The 21,985-nt window shown below is 71.2% G+C and carries 20 protein-coding genes; 9 read left to right on the top strand and 11 right to left on the bottom strand.

Annotated elements, in window-relative coordinates; genetic code table 11:
• Window positions 1-111 precede the first annotated feature (111 nt).
• The 4 genes from DEI91_RS09110 to DEI91_RS09095 all read right to left on the bottom strand — a co-directional run bounded on the left by DEI91_RS09110 (window position 112) and on the right by DEI91_RS09095 (window position 7,462).
• Window positions 112-633, bottom strand: coding sequence for an Imm26 family immunity protein (locus tag DEI91_RS09110; protein ID WP_111051994.1), 522 nt, complete (start codon window positions 631-633; stop codon window positions 112-114).
• The gene (locus DEI91_RS09105; protein WP_111051993.1) at window positions 630-5,960 is read right to left on the bottom strand and encodes a DUF6531 domain-containing protein; all 5,331 of its coding nucleotides are present in this window, start codon (window positions 5,958-5,960) and stop codon (window positions 630-632) included. Before DEI91_RS09105 ends, DEI91_RS09110 begins: the two co-directional genes overlap by 4 nt.
• Window positions 5,961-6,104: 144 nt before the next feature.
• A complete protein-coding gene (locus tag DEI91_RS09100) occupies window positions 6,105-6,554 on the bottom strand; it encodes a SufE family protein (protein ID WP_111051992.1) in 450 nt (149 codons plus the stop codon).
• Window positions 6,551-7,462: a sulfurtransferase gene (locus tag DEI91_RS09095; protein WP_111051991.1), complete on the bottom strand. Its 912-nt coding sequence runs from the start codon at window positions 7,460-7,462 to the stop codon at window positions 6,551-6,553. The genes DEI91_RS09100 and DEI91_RS09095 overlap by 4 nt, the downstream gene beginning before the upstream one ends.
• 134 nt (window positions 7,463-7,596) lie before the next feature.
• On the opposite strand from DEI91_RS09095, the gene zapE reads away from it, so the two are divergent.
• Together zapE and DEI91_RS09085 are read left to right on the top strand one after the other, a co-directional pair.
• Window positions 7,597-8,691, top strand: coding sequence for a cell division protein ZapE (gene zapE, locus DEI91_RS09090; protein ID WP_258374366.1), 1,095 nt, complete (start codon window positions 7,597-7,599; stop codon window positions 8,689-8,691).
• Between the two features lie 177 nt (window positions 8,692-8,868).
• Entirely contained in the window at window positions 8,869-10,143 is a 1,275-nt protein-coding gene (locus DEI91_RS09085; protein WP_111051989.1) for an ammonium transporter, read from the top strand.
• A gap of 67 nt (window positions 10,144-10,210) precedes the next feature.
• Here the strand turns inward: DEI91_RS09085 and DEI91_RS09080 are convergent, their stop codons facing one another.
• Together DEI91_RS09080 and DEI91_RS09075 are read right to left on the bottom strand one after the other, a co-directional pair.
• Window positions 10,211-10,534 (bottom strand): hypothetical protein, encoded by a 324-nt coding sequence (locus DEI91_RS09080; protein ID WP_146244247.1) that lies wholly within the window; start codon window positions 10,532-10,534, stop codon window positions 10,211-10,213.
• 68 nt (window positions 10,535-10,602) lie between these two features.
• A complete protein-coding gene (locus DEI91_RS09075) occupies window positions 10,603-11,574 on the bottom strand; it encodes an aldo/keto reductase (protein WP_111051987.1) in 972 nt (323 codons plus the stop codon).
• 89 nt (window positions 11,575-11,663) lie between these two features.
• Between DEI91_RS09075 and DEI91_RS09070 the strand changes: the two genes are divergently transcribed.
• Both DEI91_RS09070 and DEI91_RS09065 read left to right on the top strand, forming a co-directional pair.
• Complete coding sequence (locus DEI91_RS09070) at window positions 11,664-12,053, top strand: ChaB family protein (protein ID WP_111051986.1); 390 nt, start codon at window positions 11,664-11,666, stop codon at window positions 12,051-12,053.
• A 63-nt stretch (window positions 12,054-12,116) separates the two neighbouring features.
• Window positions 12,117-13,085: a beta-ketoacyl-ACP synthase 3 gene (locus DEI91_RS09065; protein WP_111051985.1), complete on the top strand. Its 969-nt coding sequence runs from the start codon at window positions 12,117-12,119 to the stop codon at window positions 13,083-13,085.
• 80 nt (window positions 13,086-13,165) lie between these two features.
• On the opposite strand, the gene DEI91_RS09060 is transcribed toward DEI91_RS09065, so the two are convergent.
• From DEI91_RS09060 to DEI91_RS09040, 5 genes are read right to left on the bottom strand one after another with little or no spacing between them, the layout of a single operon-like run.
• Window positions 13,166-14,035, bottom strand: coding sequence for a hypothetical protein (locus tag DEI91_RS09060; RefSeq protein WP_181439543.1), 870 nt, complete (start codon window positions 14,033-14,035; stop codon window positions 13,166-13,168).
• Window positions 14,036-14,094: 59 nt separating this feature from the next.
• Window positions 14,095-14,487, bottom strand: a complete 393-nt coding sequence (gene fliW, locus DEI91_RS09055; protein WP_111051984.1) for a flagellar assembly protein FliW — start codon at window positions 14,485-14,487, stop codon at window positions 14,095-14,097.
• Complete coding sequence (gene flgL, locus DEI91_RS09050) at window positions 14,484-15,368, bottom strand: flagellar hook-associated protein FlgL (RefSeq protein WP_111051983.1); 885 nt, start codon at window positions 15,366-15,368, stop codon at window positions 14,484-14,486. Before flgL ends, fliW begins: the two co-directional genes overlap by 4 nt.
• 2 nt (window positions 15,369-15,370) lie before the next feature.
• On the bottom strand, window positions 15,371-16,807 hold the full coding sequence (gene flgK, locus DEI91_RS09045; protein WP_181439542.1) for a flagellar hook-associated protein FlgK: 1,437 nt from the start codon (window positions 16,805-16,807) through the stop codon (window positions 15,371-15,373).
• Between the two features lie 2 nt (window positions 16,808-16,809).
• Entirely contained in the window at window positions 16,810-17,295 is a 486-nt protein-coding gene (locus DEI91_RS09040) for a flagellar protein FlgN (RefSeq protein ID WP_111051982.1), read from the bottom strand.
• A gap of 370 nt (window positions 17,296-17,665) precedes the next feature.
• Here DEI91_RS09040 and DEI91_RS09035 point away from each other — a divergent pair, with 370 nt between their 5' ends.
• The 5 genes from DEI91_RS09035 (at window position 17,666) to DEI91_RS09015 (ending at window position 21,866) form a co-directional block, all read left to right on the top strand.
• The gene (locus DEI91_RS09035) at window positions 17,666-18,484 is read left to right on the top strand and encodes a sigma-70 family RNA polymerase sigma factor (RefSeq protein WP_111051981.1); all 819 of its coding nucleotides are present in this window, start codon (window positions 17,666-17,668) and stop codon (window positions 18,482-18,484) included.
• A gap of 131 nt (window positions 18,485-18,615) precedes the next feature.
• Window positions 18,616-19,506: a flagellin gene (locus DEI91_RS09030; RefSeq protein WP_111051980.1), complete on the top strand. Its 891-nt coding sequence runs from the start codon at window positions 18,616-18,618 to the stop codon at window positions 19,504-19,506.
• A gap of 122 nt (window positions 19,507-19,628) precedes the next feature.
• A complete protein-coding gene (fliD, locus tag DEI91_RS09025; protein WP_111051979.1) occupies window positions 19,629-21,032 on the top strand; it encodes a flagellar filament capping protein FliD in 1,404 nt (467 codons plus the stop codon).
• Between the two features lie 17 nt (window positions 21,033-21,049).
• Entirely contained in the window at window positions 21,050-21,532 is a 483-nt protein-coding gene (fliS, locus tag DEI91_RS09020; protein WP_111051978.1) for a flagellar export chaperone FliS, read from the top strand.
• On the top strand, window positions 21,522-21,866 hold the full coding sequence (locus DEI91_RS09015; RefSeq protein ID WP_146244246.1) for a hypothetical protein: 345 nt from the start codon (window positions 21,522-21,524) through the stop codon (window positions 21,864-21,866). The genes fliS and DEI91_RS09015 overlap by 11 nt, the downstream gene beginning before the upstream one ends.
• Window positions 21,867-21,985 lie beyond the last annotated feature (119 nt).

Below are 21,985 nucleotides of genomic sequence, written 5' to 3'. Positions count from 1 at the left end.
CCGTTCGGGATGATGTACTCGTCGAGACCGTTTCTCCGACCGGGAGCAACGAGAGGTCCTCGACGGCCACTTCATCCCTCGCGCTCTCTCCCTGTGTCCCGGCTTGTTTCTTCAGCGAAAGAGCTGCGCAGACGCGATGCCCCGCTGGTACCGGAGTTCTTCGAAAGCAGGAAGCCAAGGGCCAGTGCCGAAGTGCGCCTGCACGGCCTTCTCCAGGATCAGCGGTGAGTCGATCGCAAGGCGGGGGATGCTCGTCGACTCGGCTTCCGATGCGTTGCGGACCTTCGTTCCGTCGAAGTTCGTGATCTTGATGCCGTCGAGATCCGCGGACCCGTAGGTGAAAGCCGGAAGGTACCGCTCGGAATCGGCCGCGGCGTGTCCGACGATCTCCCACATGCCTGGGCGGAACCGTGAGTCGAAGATCAGCCGGGCGAACACCGGCTCGTACTTCGTCGGATCCTCGAGTTGGAGCGATGGGCCGTCGGCCTCCTCGATCGTTCGATCGAAGACGACGACGTAGAAGGCGGACTTGTACTCGCCTACGACCTGGCCGACGGCGCGGCGTCGATCATCCACGGGAACGGAGAAGACATCACCGACGGACACGTCGTACACACTTTTTGCGCTGTTCAATACGGGCTTCCTCCTGCCGCAGCGTAGCGTTTCTCGCTCATCTGGTGTCGTTTGTTCGAGAGTCCCCCATCGGGATGTGACTTGTTCGTCGGACCGCCTTCGTTACGGATGTGGAACTCCTCGCGCCGATCCAGATCCTGCCCTGGATGACCGCGGTCGATCTGTTCGAAACGGAAGAGTGAGTCCGGGTGCTCCCGTTCGTGCGCTGACTGCCGCAGGAGGAAGTGTTCGTCGCTTCTGGTCTGTCCGACGTACGGCTTGAGATTCCCGGTGAGGTCGGTGCGTCGGTAGATGATCCCTGGCGGAGGAACCGGGAGCTCGTCGCCGAGCTTGTTCACCGCTGACGGCAGGTGCACCTTCGACATCGTGCCGCCGGTCGCAGCGGACGTCGTAGCGCCCTCGACAGCGGAACCGAGGAGCTTGCCCGGCGTGAGTGGCTGACCGCTGACGACGGTGTTCGCCACGTTCTCCACCGCGCCCTCGACGGCGTTGCCGACGAAGTGCTTGCCGACCGCAGCCCCGAGGCCACCGCCGACCATCCCGAACGCCCCGCTGACGGCAACCTGTCCCCAGTTGACCTCGCCGGTCGTGGCCTTCTGGATGATGGTGTCCGCGCCGGCACCGATGAGCATCCCGCCGAGCGGCCCGCCGACACCGGTGAGCATGAGGGCACCGCCCGCGACGACCATCGCTCCGCCGGCGACGTACTCCCAGTTGTCCCCGAACCAGTCACCGGTCGCCGCTGCCGCCCGCGCGAGCGGCCCCTGCTCGGCGGCGGCGTACGCCTCGAGCTCGGCATCCGTGATCGGCGCGAGACCGAGTGGGTCGACCGCGTGCAGCGGGTCGTTCCCAGCGAACGAGTACGGGTTCGCGCCCCAGGCCGCCCCCGCTGGAGCGGTGATCGGGTCGGTCGAGAGGAAGCCACGGGTCGCGGGATCGTAGGCGCGCGCCCCCATCCACTCGAGTCCGGCCACCACCGGCGTCCCGTCCGCGCCGAACGAGAGCGCGCCCTCGCGATCGCCGGAGGCCGCGGCGAGGAGCTGCCACGGATCGGCCTCGGGCGTGCTGCGGGCCGTCCGCCAGCCCGTTGCTCCAGTACCCTCCGGACCACCGAGCAGTCCGACCGGCGTGCGGAGCACGGGGGAGTCGTCGACGGCCAGCAGGGTGGGAACGGCGGCAGCGGCGTCCCAGTCGAGTCGGACGCCGTCGACGTCGACGAGGTCGCCGAGTGCATCCACGTGGGTCGACGTGCTCGACGAGCCCGAGGCGATCAGTCGGAGCCACCCCCGCCCGTCCCACGAGTACCGCGTCGCCGTACCGTCCGGGGCAGTGCTCCGCACGCGCTGGCCGCGCGCATCGTACTCGTGCGAGGTCCGCCCTTCGGGTCCGGTCACCGCGACGAGCTGGCCCGCATCGTCGTACTCGAACGTGCGGGTGCCACCCCCGGTGCGTTCGACGACGAGTCGGCCGGCGGCGTCGTAGGACCACGTGGTCTCGACACCGTCGGTGTCGGCACGGACGAGCTGCATCGCTGCGTCGTGCTCGTAGACCGTCGTCGTGCCCGGCCGCTCGATCCGGACGAGCCGACCGTCTCGATCGCGGGTCAACCGTGTCGTCGATGTCGTGTCCGCGTCGGAGCGGGTGTGCCCGACGACGAAACCGTGATCGTGGGACCAGGAGTCGCTCGTCCCTGCCGTGCGCACCGCCGTGAGTCGACCGGCGCCGTCGTACTCGTGGTGGACGTCGCCGAACGCGGTGTGCTCGACGGTGCCCTTCCGACCCGCGGGATCACGCTCGGTGCGCGTCACGGAACCGTCCGGCGCGTGCACCGACGTCCGGAGGCCGTCCGCGTCGTACGTCCACCGCGTCTCTCGACCGTCCGTCACACGGCGGACGAGGAGACCCCGACGGTCGTACTCCAGCAGGTGGGCACTGGTGACGTCCGGTCGGGTGTGGTCGGAGATGGTCACGGTCCGCGAGCGCGGGTCGCGCTCGATGCGAGCGACCAGCGCGTCGTCCACGTACTGGGCGGCCTCTCGGCCGGCTGCGTCGTACTCCCACCGGAGCATGGTGCCGTCGGGCTCCGTCTGGGAGACCTGGCGACCGGCAGCGTCGTACGTCGCGCTCGTCGTCCGGCCGAGGGGGTCCGTCGAGCTGGCGACCTTGTCGAGCTCGGTGTAGGTCCGCGTCGTGACTGCTCCGAGCGGATCGGTGGTGCGGACGAGCCGCCCGCGACCGTCGTACTCGTAGCGCGTCACCCCGCCGAGGCCGTTGGTCGCCGCGACCAGCTGCCCCGCGGCGTCGTACCGGAACGAGCGGCGACCGAACCGCGGGTCACGTGCCTCGACCACGCGCCCCGCCCGGTCGTAGCGGTACCGGATGATCCCGAGGGCCGGCACGTCGACGGAGGTGACCCGACCGACTGCGTCGTACTCGGTGCGCTCGACGTCGCCGTCCGCATCCGTCCGCTCGACGACCCGTCCGTCGGCGTCGTAGCGGAGTGACGTCCGACCGCTGAGCGGATCCGTGGCCGTCACCGGTCGTCCGCACCGGTCGTAGGTGTACGTCGTCGTCCGACCAGCGGGTGTGGTGACGGCGACGACGCGACCCGCGAGATCGCGCTCGAAGCGGGTCAGCCCGCCCTCCCCGTCCAGCGACTCGACGATCCGACCAGCCGCGTCGCACACGGTCACGATGGCGGACCCGTCGCTCTGCAGGACGCTGACCGGCCGACCCAGCGCATCGGTGCGGACGCTGACCTCCTCGAACGCGGAACGCACGATCGTGGTGCCGTCGGCGCGCTTCCGGTCGGCCGCGGTGCGGACACCGGTCGGGTCCAGGGTCGCGGTGACGGCGCCGATCGCGTCGTACTCGCGCGTCCAGGAACCACCCGCGGGATCGACGACGGTGCGCAGCCGCGAGAGTGCATCGTGCACGAAGCGCCACTCCGCCCCGTCGGGCAGGGTGAGCGCGGAGACGTTGCCGAGCTCGTCGAACCGCTTGGTGGTCTGGCGCCCGAGCGGGTCGGTGGTCGCGGTGATCTCGCCGTGCGCGTCGTACTCGACCGCCGTCCGGGCTCCCGTCGGATCCGTGGTGGCGATCACGCGCCCGGCATCATCGTGCTCGAACCGCCACACACCACCGTCGGGAGCTTCGCGAGCGGTCAGCAGACCTGCCGCGTCGTAGCGGTACGAGGTTCGGGCGCCGAGCGGGGTGACCGCCTCGACGACGCGTCCCGCTGCGTCGCGGACGAAGCGCGCTGTCCCCCCGTCGGCATCCTCGATGGCGACGAGGTCGCCGTGTTGGTCGTGGTGGAACGTGACGACCACGCCGGTCGGGTCCGTGCAGCGAGTCAGCTGTCCGGCACGCCACTCGAGGAGCGTCCGTCCGCCGACGGGATCGCTGATGACGGACGGGTTGCGGTCGTCGCCGCGGTACTCGTACTCGACGATCCCGCCGTCGGCGGTCACCACGGTGATGGTCCGGTCCTGGTCGTCGTGGGCGTACGTCACGCCGGCACCGTCCGGGGTCACGGTGCGCGTGCGGCGTCCCCGGTCGTCGTACCCGTGCACCGTCACCGACCCGTCCCGCTCGGTGACCGAGACCAGGTGTCCGTGTCGGTCGTAGGACATCGACTGCCGCGCGCCGTCGGAGTCGACGATGCCGACCACTCGACCGCTGCGGTCCGCGATCCAGGTGTTGGCGTTGCCGCCGTCCGTGTCCGAGACGGAGGTCACCCTGCCCTGCAGGTAGGAGAACCGCACGGTCCGTCCGAACGGCGAGCGCTGTTCGACGACACGGCCCCGGTCATCGTAGGTGTTGATGCACTCGACGACGCCGGTCGCGGCGGTCACCTGGTCGATGAGACCTGCGTCGTTCCAGCGGTAGCGTCGCGTGCCGACGGCGTCCTGCACGGCGACCAGGTGGCGCGCGTCGTCGTAGTCGTACTCCACGCGCCGGCCGTCGGACGCAGACACGGAAGCGACGCGGTCGCCGTGGTACTCCACGTCGAGCGCACGACCGAGTTCGTGCTCGAGCCGGGTGATCCGGTCGTCGTCGTCGCGGAGGACCGACACGCCAGTCCCCGGGCCACGTCCGGTGTGCAGCCAGACACCGGCGGGCGAGAACATCCAGCGGACGCCGGTGTTGTCCGTGACGACGAGTGCGGTGGCCTCGCGACGGAGCCAGAGGTCCTGACCGACACCGCGACCCCAACCGTCGCCGTCGCGCGGGAAGTCGACCTGGCGCCCGTCCTCGAGCACGATCGAGGCCAGTTCGTCGCCGAGCTCCAACCGGACGTCGAGCACCGACGACCATCCGACCCCGAACGCCCCGACCCGGGTGTCGAGCGAGTTGTACATCCGGGAGAACCGCAGGGACGCCGCAGCGCCGCCGAAGGTCAGGTCGTCCTCCGGCTCGAGGAAGTTGCCCGTCGCGGTGTTCACCGGATCGTCGGCGAACCCGTTGGTGGGTGGTGTCCCCATGGCGGAGAACGGGCCGATCGTGAAGTCGTCGCGTCCGACCGCGACCCCGGCTGACGCCAGCGCCGCAGCGATCGAGGCGTCCGAGAGCGTCGCCGGTCCGGACCCACCGCCGGCGGCCTCGAACTGTGCGGCCACCGTGTCCGCCCACGAGGCGTCGTGTCCGTTGTCCGTGAGCCAGTCCTGCACCGCCGTCACGAGGGACTGCGCGTGCAGCGTGCCCCAGCACGTGTTGCACCCCGACTCGTAGTCGGCCAGGGCGTTGCGGAACGACGACACCGCGCCGGACAGGGAGTCGTCGGCACCACGGGTGCTCGAGGCGAACGATCGGAGATCGGCCGGCACCGCCGACGACGTGCCCCCGCTGCCGCCACCGCCCGCCGGGATCGTGCGACCGCGGACCGAGACCGCATCGGCCTGGAGCTGTGGCTCCGGCTCGGGTTCCGGGGGCTTCGGGTCGTCCTCGGCACCGAACCACGTCGACACCTCGTGCGCGGCACCGATGAAGAAGTTCTCCTCGCGCTCGCGCTTCCGAGCCTCCCACGCCTTGGCGTCGGCCCGCCGTCGGTCCTCCTGCTTCGCCGCCTCGCGCAGCTCGTCGACGAAGCCGACCAGGGACGACAGCGCGTCCGAGAGCTTGCTCGCGCTGCGGGATGCGATGCCGGCGTTGTCGGCGAACACCTGCGAGAAGTACCCGCGGAACTCGCGTCCCGCGCTCGTCACCGCAGCGGCGCGCGTCGCAGTCTGTCCGTCGATCGCGGACGCCAGGTTGCGCGCCGCGGTCTTCAGTGCGTCGGCGTCGCCGTACGAGTACCCCGTCGGATCGTTGCCGTGGACCTTCGCCATGATGTCTCCCCCCGATGACTCCTCGATCTTGGCACGGCAGGAGGGCGGATGACCAGTGGGGGAAATATCGCGTACGGACGGAGTGACGGACGGGAGGCGCGGTGCCAGCCGGCACCGCGCCTCCCGTCCGTCAGGAGACCGCGATCAGTCCGCAGCGGCCGCCTGCACCTGCCGCTGCACCCGGCCGAGCATCCCGACCATGCCGCGGATCCGCAGCGGGCTGACCGCCTCGTTCAGCCCGAGTGTCAGCGGGTAGTCGGCCGGGACGGCGAGCACCTGCTCGAGGGTCAGCCCGGAGAGCCCCTGCGCGAGGATCGACGCGAAGCCACGGGTGGTCGGTGCCTCACGCGGCGCCGTCGCGTGCATCCGCACCACGTCCGGCGCATCACCCTCGGCTCCCACGGTGACGGTGATGAACACGGGGGACTGGCACTCCTCGACACGCTCGAGCTCGTCCTCGTGCCCCTGCAGACGCGGCGGGAGCGCCGGCAGTTCGTCGGAGAACTCAAGCAGGAGCTGCAGGCGGTCGTTCTGCGTCAGCGCGAGGAAGTCGTCGCGGATCTCGGCGAGGGGCCGGGGGAGTTCGGTGCTCATCGGGTGGGAACGGTACCCGGCTCGGAGCCCGTGGCGATCGGGACGCGGACGGCGCTGCCCCACTCGGTCCAGGAGCCGTCGTAGTTCTTGACGTCCTCGACCCCGAGCAGGTGCTGCAGGACGAACCACGTGTGGCTCGACCGCTCGCCGATGCGGCAGTACGCGATGACCTCGTCCGCGTCGCCGATGCCGGCGCCCTCGCGGTACACGGCGTCGAGCTCCGCGCGAGACTTGAACGTGCCGTCGGCCGCAGCGGCGGACTTCCAGGGGATGTTGACGGCGGTCGGGATGTGGCCGGCGCGGAGCGCACCCTCCTCGGGGTAGTCCGGCGCGGTCGTGCGGTCGCCCGAGTACTCCGGGGCGCTGCGGACGTCGACGAGCGGCTTCCCGAGGTGCGCGAGGACGTCCTCCTTGAACGCGCGGACGGTGGCGTCGTCGCGCTCGACCGCGGGGTACTCCACCGCGTCGACCGACGTCCGGTCGGTGGTCATCGCGCGACCCTCGGCGATCCACTTCGCCCGGCCGCCGTCGAGCAACCGGACGTCCTCGTGCCCGAAGAGCGTGAACACCCAGAGGGCGTAGGCGGCCCACCAGTTGTCCTTGTCGCCGTGGATGACGACGGTGGTGTCGCGGCCGATGCCCTTGCCGCCGACGAGTCGGGCGAAGGCCTCGCCGTCGATGTAGTCGCGCTGCACCGGGTCGTTCAGATCGGTGTGCCAGTCGATCTTGACCGAACCCGGGATGTGGCCGGTCTCGTAGAGCAGGACGTCCTCGTCGGACTCCACCACGACGAGCTCCGGCGACCCCACGCCGGCGTCGAGTTGCTCCTGCAGCCACTCGGTGGACACCAGGCGTTCGGGGTGCGCGTAGGAGCGGAACTTCTCGGACGGGTCGACCGGTGCGGTCATCGGGGGTACCTCCTGGGGATCGATGGCGCGCGGACTAGGATCGGTCCCTGCGCGTCACCGCCAACGGTACGCGGAAGCGCCGTGTCGCAGCCGTGACGTGACACCAGACGACAGGCCACCGGAGGTCCCGCACCGTGCCAGAACCGCGCCCCGCGCCGGAACACGAACCGCGCCCCGCGCCGGGACACCTCGTCGACCGCGACCCGCAGGTCACGCCACAGCAGATGGCCGCCGCACTCGTGCCACCGCCGCAGTTCGCCCAGGCGTCGTTCGCCTCGTACCGTCCTGACCCCGAGTACGCCTCGCAGGCCGCGGTGCGGGACGCCGTCGAGGCGTTCGTCACGACCGCCCCGGAGCCCACCAAGCGGGGGCTGTTCGGCCGGAAGCGCAAGGAGCCCGAGGTCCCCGCCAAGTCCGGCGTGTACCTGGACGGCGGGTTCGGCGTCGGCAAGACCCACCTGCTCGCCGCGGCGTACCACGCGGCCGCCGGCCGGAAGACCTTCGGCACGTTCATCGAGTACACCGCGCTCGTCGGGGCGCTCGGGTTCCAGGGCACGGTCGACCTGCTCCGCGGGACCGCGCTCGTCTGCATCGACGAGTTCGAGCTCGACGACCCGGGCGACACGATGGTGATGACCCGGCTCATCAAGGAGCTCACCGAGACCGGTACGCGCTTCGCCGCGACGTCGAACACCCCGCCCGGGGCGCTCGGCGAGGGCCGCTTCGCCGCGCAGGACTTCCTCCGCGAGATCCAGGCCATGTCCGACCGGTTCGACACCATGCGCATCGACGGCCTGGACTTCCGCCGTCGTGCCGTCGACGAGTCGGCGTCGGTCGTCGAGGACGTCCCGGCCGCGCTGGCGGCCCTGACCGCGTCGACGCCGTCCGGGACTGGAGGCCCGGCCCGCGTCACGCAGGACGACTTCCGGTCCGTCGTCGCCCACCTGGCGTCCGTGCACCCGTCCAGGTACGTCGCGCTGGTCGACGGGCTCGATGCCGTCGGGCTGACCGACGTGCAGGCGTTCACGGACCAGACCGACGCGCTCCGGTGGGTGGCGCTCGTCGACCGCCTCTACGACGCGCAGGTCCGGATCGTCGCCTCGGGCATCCCGCTCGACACGGTGTACCCCGACGTGATGCTCGAAGGCGGGTACCGCAAGAAGTACCTGCGTGCCGCCAGCCGCGTCGTCGCACTGACCCGCACGGAGGAAGCGCCCCGGGCCTCCTGAGCGTCGCTGCAGCCGTCCTGCCGGGCACCGCACGGGGCCGCGAAACACAGCGTTCACAGAAGGCGCCGTGACGTTACCTCCGCGAAACAGAGCACGCGTCCCGGTGAAACACGTCGTCGCCAGACTCGGTCGCACCCGAGGCGGACGGAGAGCCGCACAGCGACGAGAGGTGCACACATGCTTGATCAGGGCAACACGACGTTCGTGTTGGTCATGGCGGCGCTGGTGTTGTTCATGACACCCGGCCTGGCCTTCTTCTACGGCGGTCTGGTGAAGGCGAAGTCCGTCATCAGCATGATGATGATGTCCTTCGGGGCCATCGCGCTGGTGAGCGTCCTCTGGGTGCTCTACGGCTACGCGATCGCCTTCGCCAACCACGGGGACAACACGGCCGTGACGGGCATCGTCGGCTTCTTCAGCATCGACTGGAACCTGCTCGGCCTCGGCCAGGCGTTCGAGGAGGCGCAGTCGTCGGACATCCAGGCGGCCTACCCCTCGATGGCCTTCGTCGGCTTCCAGGCCACGTTCGCGATCATCACGGTCGCCCTCATCTCCGGTGCCATCGCCGACCGTGCGAAGTTCGGCGCGTGGATGGTCTTCGCCGGCATCTGGGTCACGGTCGTCTACTTCCCGGTCGCCTCGTGGGTGTTCAACCTCACCTCGGGCTGGGCCGCCACGTGGGGCGTCATCGACTTCGCCGGTGGCACCGCGGTGCACATCAACGCCGGCGCCGCGGGCCTCGCCCTGGCGCTCGTGCTCGGCAAGCGGGTCGGCTTCGCGAAGGGCGCGCACAAGCCGCACAACCCGCCCTTCGTCCTCCTCGGTGCCGCGATCCTCTGGTTCGGCTGGTTCGGCTTCAACGCCGGCTCCGAGGGGGCTGCGGACGGCATCGCCGCCATCGCCTGGGTGAACACGCTCGCCGCCCCCGCCGCCGCGATCCTCGGGTGGCTGCTCATCGAGAAGCTCAAGGACGGCAAGGCCACCTCCGTCGGTGCCGCCTCGGGCGCCGTGTCCGGCCTCGTCGCGATCACCCCGGCCTGCGCCGCGCTCACCCCGGGCTGGGGCATCGTCCTCGGCTTCCTCGCCGGCGTCGTCTGCTGCTTCGCCATCGACTGGAAGTACCGTCTCGGCTTCGACGACTCGCTCGACGTCGTCGGCGTGCACCTGGTCGGCGGCATCTTCGGGACGCTGTTCCTCGGCTTCTTCGCCAACGACACCGGGCTCATCTACTCGGGCTCGTTCGAGCAGCTCGGCAAGCAGGCCGCCGCGGCCCTCGTCGTCGGCCTCTACTCGTTCGTCCTGGCCTTCGTGATCGGCTTCATCATCGAGAAGACGATGGGCTTCCGGGTGAAGACCGAGGACGAGGTCGCTGGCATCGACACCGCGGTCCACGGCGAAGAGGGCTACGTCCTCTACGACCAGGAGGACAGCAGCCCGGTCGGCGTGCGCTGACCGCTCCTGCCGCACGACGACGGCCCCCGCTCACTCCGAGCGGGGGCCGTCGTCGTGCGGCCGGTGGTCAGTGCGTGTCGGCGCCGTCCTCGCGGGAGCCGGCGGGGGCAGCCTGGTCGTCGGTCTGCGTCCCGGCGGACGTGTCCCCGAGGTCGTCGCCACCGCCGACGAGGGCGTCGCCCCCGCGAGCGTCGTTCCCGAGCGCGGCGAGCGCGGACTGCTCCTGGTCGCCACGGTCCTCCAGGTCGAGCCCGGACCGGTCGTCGTCGGCACGCGGTTGCTCCTCGGCCGAGCCGGAGTCACCCGTGGTGGCGGCTTCGTGCTGCAGGGCTTCGCCGAGTTCGGTGTTGCCGCCCTCGCCGCCGTGGTCGTTCGGCATGGAAGTGGTCATCGTGGGTGTCCTCTCGTCGGTGGTCCGAGGGTCCATCGGTAGTCGTCGGACCCTGGACCGGTGCGGGGCTACCAGGCGTAGTCCTCCGGGGAGGTCCGGTGCCCGGGGAACAGTTCGTCGAGGCGGTCGAGCGCGGCCTGGTCGAGGCGGACGTCGACGGCGCGGACCGCGGACTCCCACTGCTCCATCGTGCGCGGGCCGGTGATCGGCGCGGTGACGCCGGGCTGGTGCAGGAGCCAGGCCAGCGCGACCTCACCCGGTGTGTGCCCGAGCTCCTTCGCGAACGACTCGTACGCGGTCAGCTGGTCGCGGTGCGCGTCGACGTACTCGGCGCTGCGGCCGGAGAGGCGGCGCGAGCCGTTCTCGGTCTTCTCGATGGCACCGCCGAGCAGGCCGCCCTGCAGCGGCGACCAGGGGATGACGCCGAGGCCGTAGTGCTGCGCGGCCGGCAGGACCTCACGCTCGACGTCCCGGACGACGAGGTTGTAGATCGACTGCTCGCTGACGAGGCCGAGGAAGTTCCGGTGCTGCGCCGCTTCCTGCGCCTGGGCGATGTGCCACCCGGCGAAGTTCGACGAGCCGACGTACAGGACCTTCCCCTGGCCGACTGCGATCTCCATCGCCTGCCAGATCTCGTCCCACGGGGTGTCCCGGTCGATGTGGTGCATCTGGTAGAGGTCGATGTGGTCGGTCTGCAGCCGCTGGAGCGACGCGTCGATCGACCGGCGGATGTTCAGCGCGCTCAGCTTGCCGCCGTTCGGCCAATCGGTCATCTCGCCGTACACCTTCGTGGCGAGCACCGTCTTGTCGCGTCGTCCGCCGCCCTTCGCGAACCACCGGCCGATGATCTCTTCGGTGGCGCCCTTGCCCACCGAGCCGCCGTACGCGTTGGCGGTGTCGAAGAAGTTGACGCCGAGCTCGTGCGCCCGGTCCATGATCGCGTGCGAGTCGTCCTCGCTGGTCTCCGGTCCGAAGTTCATCGTGCCGAGCACTGCCCGTGACACCGACAGGCCGGTCCGTCCGAGGTGTGTGTAGTCCATGCACCAGGTCTACGCCCCCGGCTCGACGCGCTGTCAGGACCCGGGAGTACCCGTGGAGGCCTCGACGACCACGCGACGGAGGAACGACCATGCCCGACGACGACATCCCGAGCACGCTGCAGCGGTCCCCGGAGCACGCGCAGGACGTCTACCGCGCCACCCTGCGGTCCGCCGAGGCCGAGTACGGCGAGGGGCAGCGCGCCGGCCGGACCGCGTGGGCCGCCGTGAAGCACGAGTACGAGAAGGTCGGCGACCACTGGGAGGAGAAGGGCTCCGCCGGCCCGTCGGATTCCGGTGCCGCCGGCACACGCGATTCCGGCACGACGCAGGAGGGCGTCGACGCGAACGCCTCGAAGGCGCACCTGCTCGACGTCGCGAAGCGCCTCGAGGTGAGGGGCCGCTCGAGGATGACGAAGGACGAGCTCGTCGAGGCGATCAAGAAGGCGAACCGCCGAGCGACGGCGAAGGCGCGCGACTGACCTCCGCCCACTCCATGCCGTGCCCGGCATGCGGCGTTGGACGACAGGCGTAGCGTTCGGGGTGTGAACATCCCAGCACTCCGAGGCAGCCGGATCACCGGGTTCGGCCACCACCAGCCCGACCGGGTCCTGACGAACGACGAACTGTCGACGATGGTCGACACGAACGACGAGTGGATCACGACACGCACCGGGATCAGGACCCGGCGCATCGCCGGCCCGGACGACAGCGTGACGTCGATGGCGACCGAGGCGGCGCGCAACGCCCTGGCGGACGCGGGCGTCGCGCCGACCGAGGTCGACCTGGTCGTGGTCGCGTCGACCACCCACCGGGACCGCTCGCCCTACACGGCCGGACGCGTGGCGGCAGCGCTCGGCATGTCGAACGGCCCGGCACCCGTCGACATCAACACCGCGTGCAGCGGGTTCGAGTACGCCATGGCGATCGCCGACCAGGCGATCCGCACCGGTTCCGCCGACACCGCGCTCGTCATCGGCTCCGAGACGCTGTCCCGCATCGCCGACTGGACCGACCGCTCGACCTGCGTGCTCGTCGGCGACGGCGCCGGCGCCGCGGTCGTGCAGGTCTCCGACGAGCCGCAGATCGGCCCGGTGTCGTGGGGGAGCGTGCCGCACCTGCAGGACGCCGTGCGCGTCACGCACGACCCCGAGGTCTTCCAGCAGGAGGGCCGCTCGATCTACCGGTGGGCGATCACCGAGGCCGAGGGGCACGCCCGCGCGGTCGTCGAGCGGGCCGGCCTGACCCTCGACGACATCGGGGTCTTCGCCTTCCACCAGGCCAACCTGCGCATCATCGAGCCGCTCGTCACGGCGCTCGGCGGCGAGGGCAAGTACGTCGTGCGCGACGTCGTCGAGTCCGGCAACACCTCCGCGGCGAGCGTCCCGCTCGGCCTGTCGAAGGCGTGGCACCGCGGCGAGCTGCCCGAGGGGGTCCCGGCGCTGCTGTTCGGGTTCGGCGGGGGCTTCGCGCACGCCGGCCAGGTGGTCACCACGCCGGTCCGCCGCCGCTGACCGCGGTCGCCCGAGGCGACCCCACGACGGACGGGAGGCCCGCCATCACCCGGTGGAGAGCCTCCCGTCCGTCGTCCGCGTCAGCGGTCGAGCCTGCGCTGCTGCCGCTTGCTCGATGGCTTCTCGCTCAGCGGCTTCTCGCTCAATGGCTTCGCGGACTCCGCGGTGCCGACCGGCGTGGCGTCGACCACGACCGAGAAGTGGGCGGGCGGCGGGCCGAAGGCGCTGCGCGACGACTGGACCACCTTGCGACCGAGCGCGTGGTTGCCGAGGCCACCCACGACGGCCCCGATCCCGAACGGGATGGCCCGGCCGAGGACGGACGTGCCCTGGCGGGTGAGGAAGCGCTTGACGAACGTGTTGCGGAGCTTGCCGCCGATGCCGCTGACCGCCTGCTTCGGCAACGACGAGGTGACGAGTTCACCCCAGAACGCCGAGCGACCCTGTCCGCCGCGGGCCTGGCCGGCGAGCTGTTGGACGAGCTGCGTGCCGGGGGCACCGAGCATCATCGCCATGACGAGGGCACGGGCTCGCTCCGGGTCCTCGACGGTGATGCCGTGGACCTCGGTGACGGACTGCGCGAAGAGCGCGCTGGCCTCGAGGAACCCGACGGTCTCGGCGCCGCTCAGGCCGAGGCTCGCGATCATGCCGACGCCGGGGATGACGGCGCTCGCACCGACGGCCGCGCCACCGGAGGTCACGGCGGCCAGGTACTGGCGCTCGAGGATCTCGATGACCTGGGCGGGGGTGGCGTCGGGATGGCGACGACGGACACGGTTGACGTGGGCGACGACGACGGGCCGCTGCACCGAGATCGCCCGGTCCAGCCAGGAGGCCCAGCCCGAGGTGTCGTCGGGCTGCACGCGCTGACCGTCGGCGGACGGAGCACTCTGGACGGGTGCGGGGGGCATCGGCACGATCGCGTCGTGGCCCTTGGAGGTGCGGGACATGCCGACGACGCTACGCGCGGCGTGCTCGGAGCGGCCGTGACCGGCCGTTCTCCGGAGGGTCAGCTGTGCGCGAGTTCCGCCCGGATCGGCAGGTCCTGGTCCTCGAGGATGAACTGCGCGCCGACGCCGGTGCGGGCGTTGACGACGACCGGGGCGAGCAGGTTGACCGTGGTGCCGGCGGCGTCCGGGTTGGCGACGACGAGGAGCATGGCCTCTTCCGCGCGCTCGAGGCCGATGCGCTCGGCCTGGTCGTCCGCGAGCACGGGTGCGTAGTCGGGCAGGTGCACGGCGGCGTCGAGCAGGTACAGGCGGGGGTCGGTGACACCGGAGTCCGTCGTGCCGGTGCCCACCAGCGTGAACAGGCCGTCGGCGCCGTCGACGGGGACGAGCGCGAAGGACCGCAGCGGCTCGAGGCCGAACGGGGCGACGGGGAAGGTGAGGTCGATGTTCATCGGAGGTAGTCCATCAGGGTCGGCTGCAGGACCTTCGCGGTGACGGCGAGGGCTGCCTGGTAGTTGGTGCTCTGGACCTGCAGGTCGAGGACGGCCTGCGCGAGGGCCTTGTCCTCGACGCCGGAGCGACGTCCCTCGAGCGTGGTGGACAGCGTCTTCAGGGCGTCCTGCGCGGAGAGCGCCGCTGCGTGCCGGACGCCGACGTCCGCCTGTGCTCCGCGGACGGCGGTCTGCGCTGCATCGATCTCGTTGAGTCTCGGGTTCACGTTCGTCCCTGCCTGCAGGTCGGCGACGATGTCGTCGAGGAGCGCGAAGACCGAGCCGTCGCCGGTCCCGAAGACGGCGCTGCCGTCGGTGTCGACGCGGACCTCGTCGCCGGTGCCGACCGTGCGGGTGACGCTCGTGGCCGACGAGCCGGCCCAGGTGGTGTCCGGCGCGTACGCGGCCGCGGCGGGGGAGGACCCGGCGAAGACCGAGCGGGTGCCGTACTTCGTGTTCGCCGAGCTGAGCAGGTCGGCCTTGAGCCCCTGCAGCTCCTTGACGAACGCGTCGCGCGCCGCCGGGTTCAGCGTTGCGTCGTTGGCGGCCTGCACGGTGAGGTCCCGGACCTTGCCGAGCACGTTCGACACGTCGGCGAGGGTGCTGTCCGTCGTGGCGAGCCAGCCGACGGCGTCGTCCGCGTTCCGGGCGTGCTGGGCGGCCTGCGCCTGCTCCTTGCGCACCTGCATCGCGGTCGCGGTGCCGGCGGGGTCGTCGGACGGCTTGCGGATCGCCTTGAGCGTCGTCGCCTGGTCGGTCAGCTCGGCGACCTTCGCGGCTCCGGCCTGCAGCCGCGACTGCGCGGCGGCCATGGTCATCTGGGTGGTCACACGGGTGATCACGGTCAGCTCCTCCCGACGAGGCCGAGGCGGTTGATGATGGTGTCGAGCATCTCGTCGACGGCGGTGAGGACGCGCGCCGCGCCCTGGTAGGCGTGCTGGTACGCCAGCAGGGAGACGTTCTCCTCGTCCATGTCCACGCCGGCGCTCGACTGCTGTTGCGTGCGCGCGTTGGTCAGGGCGAGCCCGGTGAGCGTCGCCTCCGACGTGGCCGTCCGGGAGGCGCTGCCCACGCCCGTCACGAAGGTCGCCCAGGTGGTGTCGGGGCCGCCGGCACGGGTGCCGACGGCCGCGATGGCCGTCAGCACAGAAGCGTCGAACTGGCCGGTGGCGCTCCGGGTGGCCAGCCCACTCGCATCCGTCGGGACGACGGACAGTCCCTGGGCCGCGGGGACACCGGCGGCGAGGGCGAAGAACGGGGCGCCGGTCGCGCCCGTGGGGGTCGTGCCCGTGGTGTGCAGGGCGTTCACCGACGTCGCGAGGTCGGTGGCGACGGCGTCGTACGCGGCGGCGGCCTCGGCGAGGGCGCCACCGGTCCGCGAACCGTTCGCCGGCGCGAGCAGCGACAAGCCGCCAGCGAGCGACCCGCCGTCGAGCGCCACCGGACCGCCGGAACCGCCGAGCCAGGTCAGGGACGGTCCACCCGATCCAGCGCGCACGTCCGCGAGGGTGCCGCCACCGGCGAGGGCGACGGAACGCGCCGAGGTGCCCTGTACCAGCGCGTTCCCGCCGAGGACGACGTCGACCGTCCCGTCACCGTTGTCCCGGACGGCGGCGCCGGTCAGCGTCGCGATCGACTCGGTGAGCTGGTCGCGTCGGTCGAGCAGTTCGTTCGCGTTGCCGCCCGAAGCCACCGTCGACCGGATCTGGCCGTTGAGGTCGGCGACCTGTGCCGCTGCGTCGTTGAGCTGGGTGACCTGCGTGGCGACGGTCGACCGGGTCGCGGACCACTGCGCGTCGACGCTCGCCGAGCCGGCGGACAGCGAGGTGGCGACGGTCTTCGCGGCGCCGAGCAGCGCGCTGGCGGCGCCCGGGTCGTCGATGTGGGTCGCGAGGTCGCTCCAGGCGGACCAGAGGCCGTCGAGCTTCGCCGCGAGCCCGTCGGCGCCCGGCTCGTGCAGACCGGTCTCGAGCTGGTCGAGGGCGGTCGCCCGGGTGTCGGCGTACGCCGCGGCACCGGCGGAGAACCGCACGCGGGTGTCGAGGGTCGCGGTCGCGAGCCGGGCGATGGCGTCGACCGAGACACCCTGTCCCGCGAGGGCAGCGGTGCCGCGGAGGAAGCCCGTCTGTGCCGGTGCGCCGACCTCGCTCTGCACGATGCGCTGTCGGGTGTAACCGGTCGTCCCCGCGTTCGCGATGTTCTGCCCGGTGACGTCGAGTCCGGCGCGGGCTGCCGCGAGTCCCGAGTAAGCGGTCTGCAGCGATCCGAAGGTGCTCACCATGGTCACAGGTTCCCGTCGAACAGGCGGGCGCCGTCCGGGTTCGCGCCGGAGGACCCGGTCGCGTCGTACGTGTCCGCGTCGGCGACGGTCCCCGCGAGCGTCTCCTGCGTGGCCTGCGCGGCGATGCGGAGGAAGCGGTCGTTCTCGTCGCGCAGTGCGCCGATCCGGGTGGTCAGCTCGAGCATGGCGGCGAGGTGGGAGGCGAGGATCTCGCTCCAGGGTCCGGACGGTGCGGCGGCGACGACCTCGCGCAACGGTGCGTCCGAGGAGACGCCCCACTCCTCGGCGACGGCGGCGCTCTGGGCGCTGCGCTCGAGACCGGTCGTGCGGAGGCGGTCGAGGACCTGCTCGACCTCGCGGCTGGCGTGCGACACCCAGCGGGAACGCCCGGCGGCGAGGATGAGCTGCTCCTCCTCGAGCTTGAACGTGAGCAACTCGAGCAGCTCGCGTTCACGCCACAGGACGGCGGACAGGTCGTTCACGCTCATCAGCCCCCTCCGGGATCGGTCGACCGCCCGTTGCGGTCTCCAGGGGTTATCGACCCGGGAGACCCCGGCGTAAGCACGGCGGCCCCGGTCCTCCGATCGGGGGACACCGCCGCTCCGGGTCCGCAGAACGGCGGACCGCGGTCCAAGCCCCTCACCCCCGCACTGGGTACGGACAGACCCTCGTTCAGCCTCTGCGCAGCCGATAGGTTCGGAAGCAGCACCGGGGGACAACCTCCAGGTCGCGCCCAGGGCGCGGGTGCACCGCGAGGACGGATCCCCGCGGTTCTTCGACGTACTCCGGCGGTCCCGACGCCGGTGCTCGTCATGCCCACGGACGGGTCAGCCGAACCAGGACGACCAGGGGAACACCATGGACCGGAACGCACGCAACGCGATGATCGTCGAGCACCTGCCGCTCGTCGGCTACATCGTCGCCGAGACCTGCGCACGCGCGACCCACCTCAGCCGCGACGACCTCGCGCAGGTCGGCTCCGTGGCCCTCGTGCAGGCGGCCGACGCGTTCGACCCGACCCTCGGTGTGCCGTTCGGCGCCTACGCCCGGACCCGGATCACCGGCGCGATCGCCGACGACCTGCGCGCCGGCGACTGGGCCAGCCGCGGCACGCGCAAGCGCATCCGCGAGACGCTCGCCACACAGGAGGCCCTCTCCGCGGGTCTCGGCCGGAGCGTCACCCCGCAGGAGATCGCCGACGCGATGGGCGTCGACCGGCAGACGGCGGTGGACGCGCTCAGCGACGCGGCGCGGACGATCACCCCGATCGACGAGACCGTGCACGACACGATCGCCGCCGACCTGCCGCTGCCGGGCGAGGACCTGCTCGAGGCCGAGAAGCGTCGGTACCTCCGCGCCGCCGTCCTGGCGCTGCCGGACCGCATGCGGCTCATCGTCGAGGCCGTCTACTTCGGAGACCGCACCGTCACCGACGTCGCCACCGAGCTCGGCATCACGCACTCCGCCGTCTCGCAGCAGCGGTCCGAGGCGATGCGACTGCTCCGCGACGGCCTGGCTGCGCACTACGGCGACGACGGGGCCGCTCCCGAGCCCGCCTCGCGCACCACGGCGGCGCGACGGAGCGCCTACCTCGCCCGTGTCGCCACGAACGCCGCCGCCGGGGTCGCCCGCGCGGTGCAGGACGCCGCACCGATCGGTCGGGTCGCGGCGAGTTGACCGTCCGGCGGTCCGACGAGCGGGAAATCGTCCGACGGATCGTCTAACGCCTCCGGCCGACCGGCCGAGAGGAGCACTTGTCAGCCCACGGACGGGCTGACGATCGGCCCAGTTTCACGGAGGAACACACCATGGGTATGTCCATCAACACCAACCTCTCGGCACTCAACACGTACCGGAACCTCAACGCGACGCAGAACGACCTGTCGAAGTCCCTCGAGAAGCTCTCGACCGGTCTCCGCATCAACCGCGCCGCCGACGACGCTTCGGGCCTGACGATCTCCGAGGGGCTCAAGTCGCAGGTCGGTGGCCTCACGGTCGCCGCCCGCAACGCGCAGGACGGCATCTCCGTCGTGCAGACCGCTGAAGGTGGCCTCACCGAGACCCACTCGATCCTCCAGCGCATGCGCGACCTGGCCGTCCAGGCCGGCAACGACTCGAACAACGAGACGTCGCGTGAAGCCATCAAGACCGAGGTCGGGCAGCTCCAGAAGGAGCTCGGCCGCATCGCGGACTCGACGAACTTCAACGGCATCAAGCTGCTCGACGGCAAGGCGTCGACGACGGCTGCCGACACGGGCACCGGCACGCTGACCTTCCAGGTCGGCGCCAACGGTGACGACTCGAGCAAGATCGAGGTCGACCTCTCCAAGGCGAACGTCAAGTCGATGGCGACGCGCCTCACGGTCGACGAGTCCGCTGCGGGTGCTGACGATGCAGCGCTCAAGTTCGACACGAACGCGAACGCGCAGCTCTCGATCGCGGCGATCGACGCCGAGATCAAGAACGTGTCCGAGGCTCGCTCGAACATCGGTGCCATCCAGAACCGCTTCGACCACGCCATCAACGTGACGAACGTGGCCAAGGAGAACCTCACCGCGGCGCAGTCCCGCATCACCGACGTCGACATGGCGCAGGAGATGGTGAAGTACACGCGCGACAACATCCTCAGCCAGGCCGGCACGTCGATGCTCGCGCAGGCGAACCAGAGCACGCAGGGCGTCCTGTCGCTGCTCCGCTAGTCGCATCGGTCGCCACCACCGAGGAGCCGTTCGGGTGCTCCTCGGTGGTGGCGCCCACCCCCTCGGACTGACCGCGGTCGGTCCGCCACCACCACGATCCGACGACCGCCGGGGAGCCCGCGATGTCCACCACGTCCGCGACGGGCACCTCGCTCGCGATCGACGGTCTGGTCTCCGGTCTGAAGACCTCGGACCTCATCAACTCGCTGATGAGCATCGAGCAGGTCCCGCAGAACCTGCTCAAGGCGAAGGTCACCACGACCAACTCGTTCATCTCGTCGTTGCAGACGATCAACTCGCTCGTGCAGTCCCTCGCGACGAAGGCCTCGGCCGCCGCGAAGGCGGACTCCCTCGACGTCTACACGGCGTCGTCGAGCGCCACGAACGCCACCGTCTCCACGAGCGCGACCGCCGCACCCGGGTCGGTCTCGTTCACGGTCGGCCAGACCGCCGCCGCACAGGTGGGCGTCACCGCCGCGATGTCGTCCTGGGGGGACACCGCGTCGCCGCTGACGTTCACGAAGCCCGACGGCACGACCACGACGGTGACGCCGAAGACCGGGTCGCTCGACGACACCGTGTCGGCGATCAACGCCTCCGCTGCCGGGGTCACCGCGACGAAGGTCGCCGCCGGCACCGACGCCGCCGGCACGAAGCTCTACCGGCTGCAGGTGACCAGCACCGCGACCGGAGCGGCCAACGGCTTCACCCTGCACCGAGGGACGGCTGCCGACGTCGCGGCGGGCACCGCGACGGACGTCCTCGCCGAGACCGGCGCGGCCGTCGTGACGCGGGCGTCCGACGCGTCCGTCACGCTGTGGGCCGGCACCGCCGCGGCCCAGACCGTGACGAGCGCCACGAACGCCTTCGCCGACCTGCTGCCCGGCGTCAGTGTCACCGTCTCGAAGGCCTCGACCGACCCGGTCACGGTCACCGTGGCGCGGGACTCCGCCAAGGCGCAGGCTGTCGCGTCCGGGCTCGTCGACGCGTTGAACGCCGTCACGTCCTACTACGCGTCGAACACCGGTGTCACGAGCACCACCAGCCCCACGAGCGGGACGACCAGCACCACCGCCGGCGTCCTGCTCGGTGACGGCACCACACGGTCCGCGGTGCAGCGTCTGACGTCCGCGATGTCGACCCCGGTCGACGGGAAGTCCCCGTCCTCGATCGGCATCGTCATCACGAAGGACGGCGACTTCGAGTTCGACGCCGACGCCTTCCAGAAGGCCCTCGCCGCCGACCCCGCCGGGACCCAGAGCATGCTCTCGGGTGTGGCGAAGACCGTGGCGGACGCCGCAACCGCAGCCAGCGACAAGTACACCGGCTCCATCACCACCGCGATCACCGGCAAGCAGTCCGTGGTCAAGGACCTCACCACGCAGATCGAATCGTGGACCGACCGCCTGACGATGCGTCGGGCGACGCTGCAGAACCAGTACGCGGCGCTCGAGACGAGCCTCAGCAAGCTGCAGTCCCAGTCGAGCTGGCTCGCCGGGCAGCTCGCGTCGATGTCCGCGAACTGAGCCGCAGGAGAACCGACATGAACGCCTACGACCTCAGCGGTGCGGCCGCCTTCCGCCAGGCAGCGGCACCGCGCTCGATGACCGAGCAGCGTCGCGCCCAGTACACGAACGAAGCCGTCCTGTCGGCCACCCCGGCCCAGCTCGTCACGATGCTCTACGACCGGCTGCTGCTCGACCTGCACCGCGCCGAGACCGCGCAGGTGGCGTCCGACTGGGACACCGCCCGCGACCAGCTCATGCACGCGCAGGCGATCGTGGGGGAGTTGTCCTCCACGCTGAAGGTCGACGTGTGGGACGGCGGCGAGGGACTGCTCGCGCTCTACAACTACGCGTCGACCTCGCTCATCACCGCGAACGTGCACCGCGACGTCCAGGCGACGCGTGACTGCATCCGGATCCTCGAGCCGCTCCGGCAGGCCTGGCACGACGCTGCCGCTTCGCTGCCGGCGGCCCCGGCCGCGCCGCAGCACACCGCCGGCGGGGCCCTCGGTGTCGCCTGAGTCGGAGCCCCACGACGCGGGTCCGATCGACGCGGGCCCGCCGGCCGCAGGCGACGGATCGCACGCCCGCTGGGAAGCGGTGCTCGACGCCCTCGAGGCGTCGCTCGACGGCGACGCCGACGACGCCGACGAGCCGTGGACCGAGCCGACCGGGCTGGGACCGGTCCCACGCGACCTGGTGGGTCGGGCCTCCCGGCTGCTCGCCGCACAGCGCGACCGCATCTCCGCCGTCGAGGACGCCCGCCGGATCACCCTCGACCACCTCGGCGCGCTCCGCGCCGTCGACGCCACGCGCCTGCCGTCCGGCTCCGTCTACTTGGACGCCAGCGCCTGACGCACCCGTCGGCCCCCCGTTCGGGGCGACGGCTTACACGGCTCGTCGGCCCCGCCGATAGGCCACCACGAGCACGGATCGCTCGACAACCGGCCACGGATCGGCCACCACCGCTTCGG

Origin of the sequence: Curtobacterium sp. MCBD17_032, assembly GCF_003234855.1 — a bacterium.
Taxonomy (GTDB): domain Bacteria; phylum Actinomycetota; class Actinomycetes; order Actinomycetales; family Microbacteriaceae; genus Curtobacterium.
This window is presented reverse-complemented; position numbering and strand designations above follow the sequence as displayed.

Excerpts from the sequence above, each read along its gene's own strand:
- flgK (WP_181439542.1), bottom strand. The coding sequence starts at position 16,807 with ATGGTGAGCACCTTCGGATCGCTGCAGACCGCTTACTCGGGACTCGCG.
- DEI91_RS09105 (WP_111051993.1), bottom strand. The coding sequence starts at position 5,960 with ATGGCGAAGGTCCACGGCAACGATCCGACGGGGTACTCGTACGGCGAC.
- DEI91_RS09070 (WP_111051986.1), top strand. The coding sequence starts at position 11,664 with ATGCCCGACGACGACATCCCGAGCACGCTGCAGCGGTCCCCGGAGCAC.
- fliW (WP_111051984.1), bottom strand. The coding sequence starts at position 14,487 with ATGAACATCGACCTCACCTTCCCCGTCGCCCCGTTCGGCCTCGAGCCG.
- DEI91_RS09085 (WP_111051989.1), top strand. The coding sequence starts at position 8,869 with ATGCTTGATCAGGGCAACACGACGTTCGTGTTGGTCATGGCGGCGCTG.
- DEI91_RS09035 (WP_111051981.1), top strand. The coding sequence starts at position 17,666 with ATGGACCGGAACGCACGCAACGCGATGATCGTCGAGCACCTGCCGCTC.
- fliD (WP_111051979.1), top strand. The coding sequence starts at position 19,629 with ATGTCCACCACGTCCGCGACGGGCACCTCGCTCGCGATCGACGGTCTG.
- DEI91_RS09040 (WP_111051982.1), bottom strand. The coding sequence starts at position 17,295 with ATGAGCGTGAACGACCTGTCCGCCGTCCTGTGGCGTGAACGCGAGCTG.
- DEI91_RS09080 (WP_146244247.1), bottom strand. The coding sequence starts at position 10,534 with ATGACCACTTCCATGCCGAACGACCACGGCGGCGAGGGCGGCAACACC.
- DEI91_RS09060 (WP_181439543.1), bottom strand. The coding sequence starts at position 14,035 with ATGTCCCGCACCTCCAAGGGCCACGACGCGATCGTGCCGATGCCCCCC.
- DEI91_RS09100 (WP_111051992.1), bottom strand. The coding sequence starts at position 6,554 with ATGAGCACCGAACTCCCCCGGCCCCTCGCCGAGATCCGCGACGACTTC.
- fliS (WP_111051978.1), top strand. The coding sequence starts at position 21,050 with ATGAACGCCTACGACCTCAGCGGTGCGGCCGCCTTCCGCCAGGCAGCG.
- DEI91_RS09075 (WP_111051987.1), bottom strand. The coding sequence starts at position 11,574 with ATGGACTACACACACCTCGGACGGACCGGCCTGTCGGTGTCACGGGCA.
- DEI91_RS09095 (WP_111051991.1), bottom strand. The coding sequence starts at position 7,462 with ATGACCGCACCGGTCGACCCGTCCGAGAAGTTCCGCTCCTACGCGCAC.
- DEI91_RS09030 (WP_111051980.1), top strand. The coding sequence starts at position 18,616 with ATGGGTATGTCCATCAACACCAACCTCTCGGCACTCAACACGTACCGG.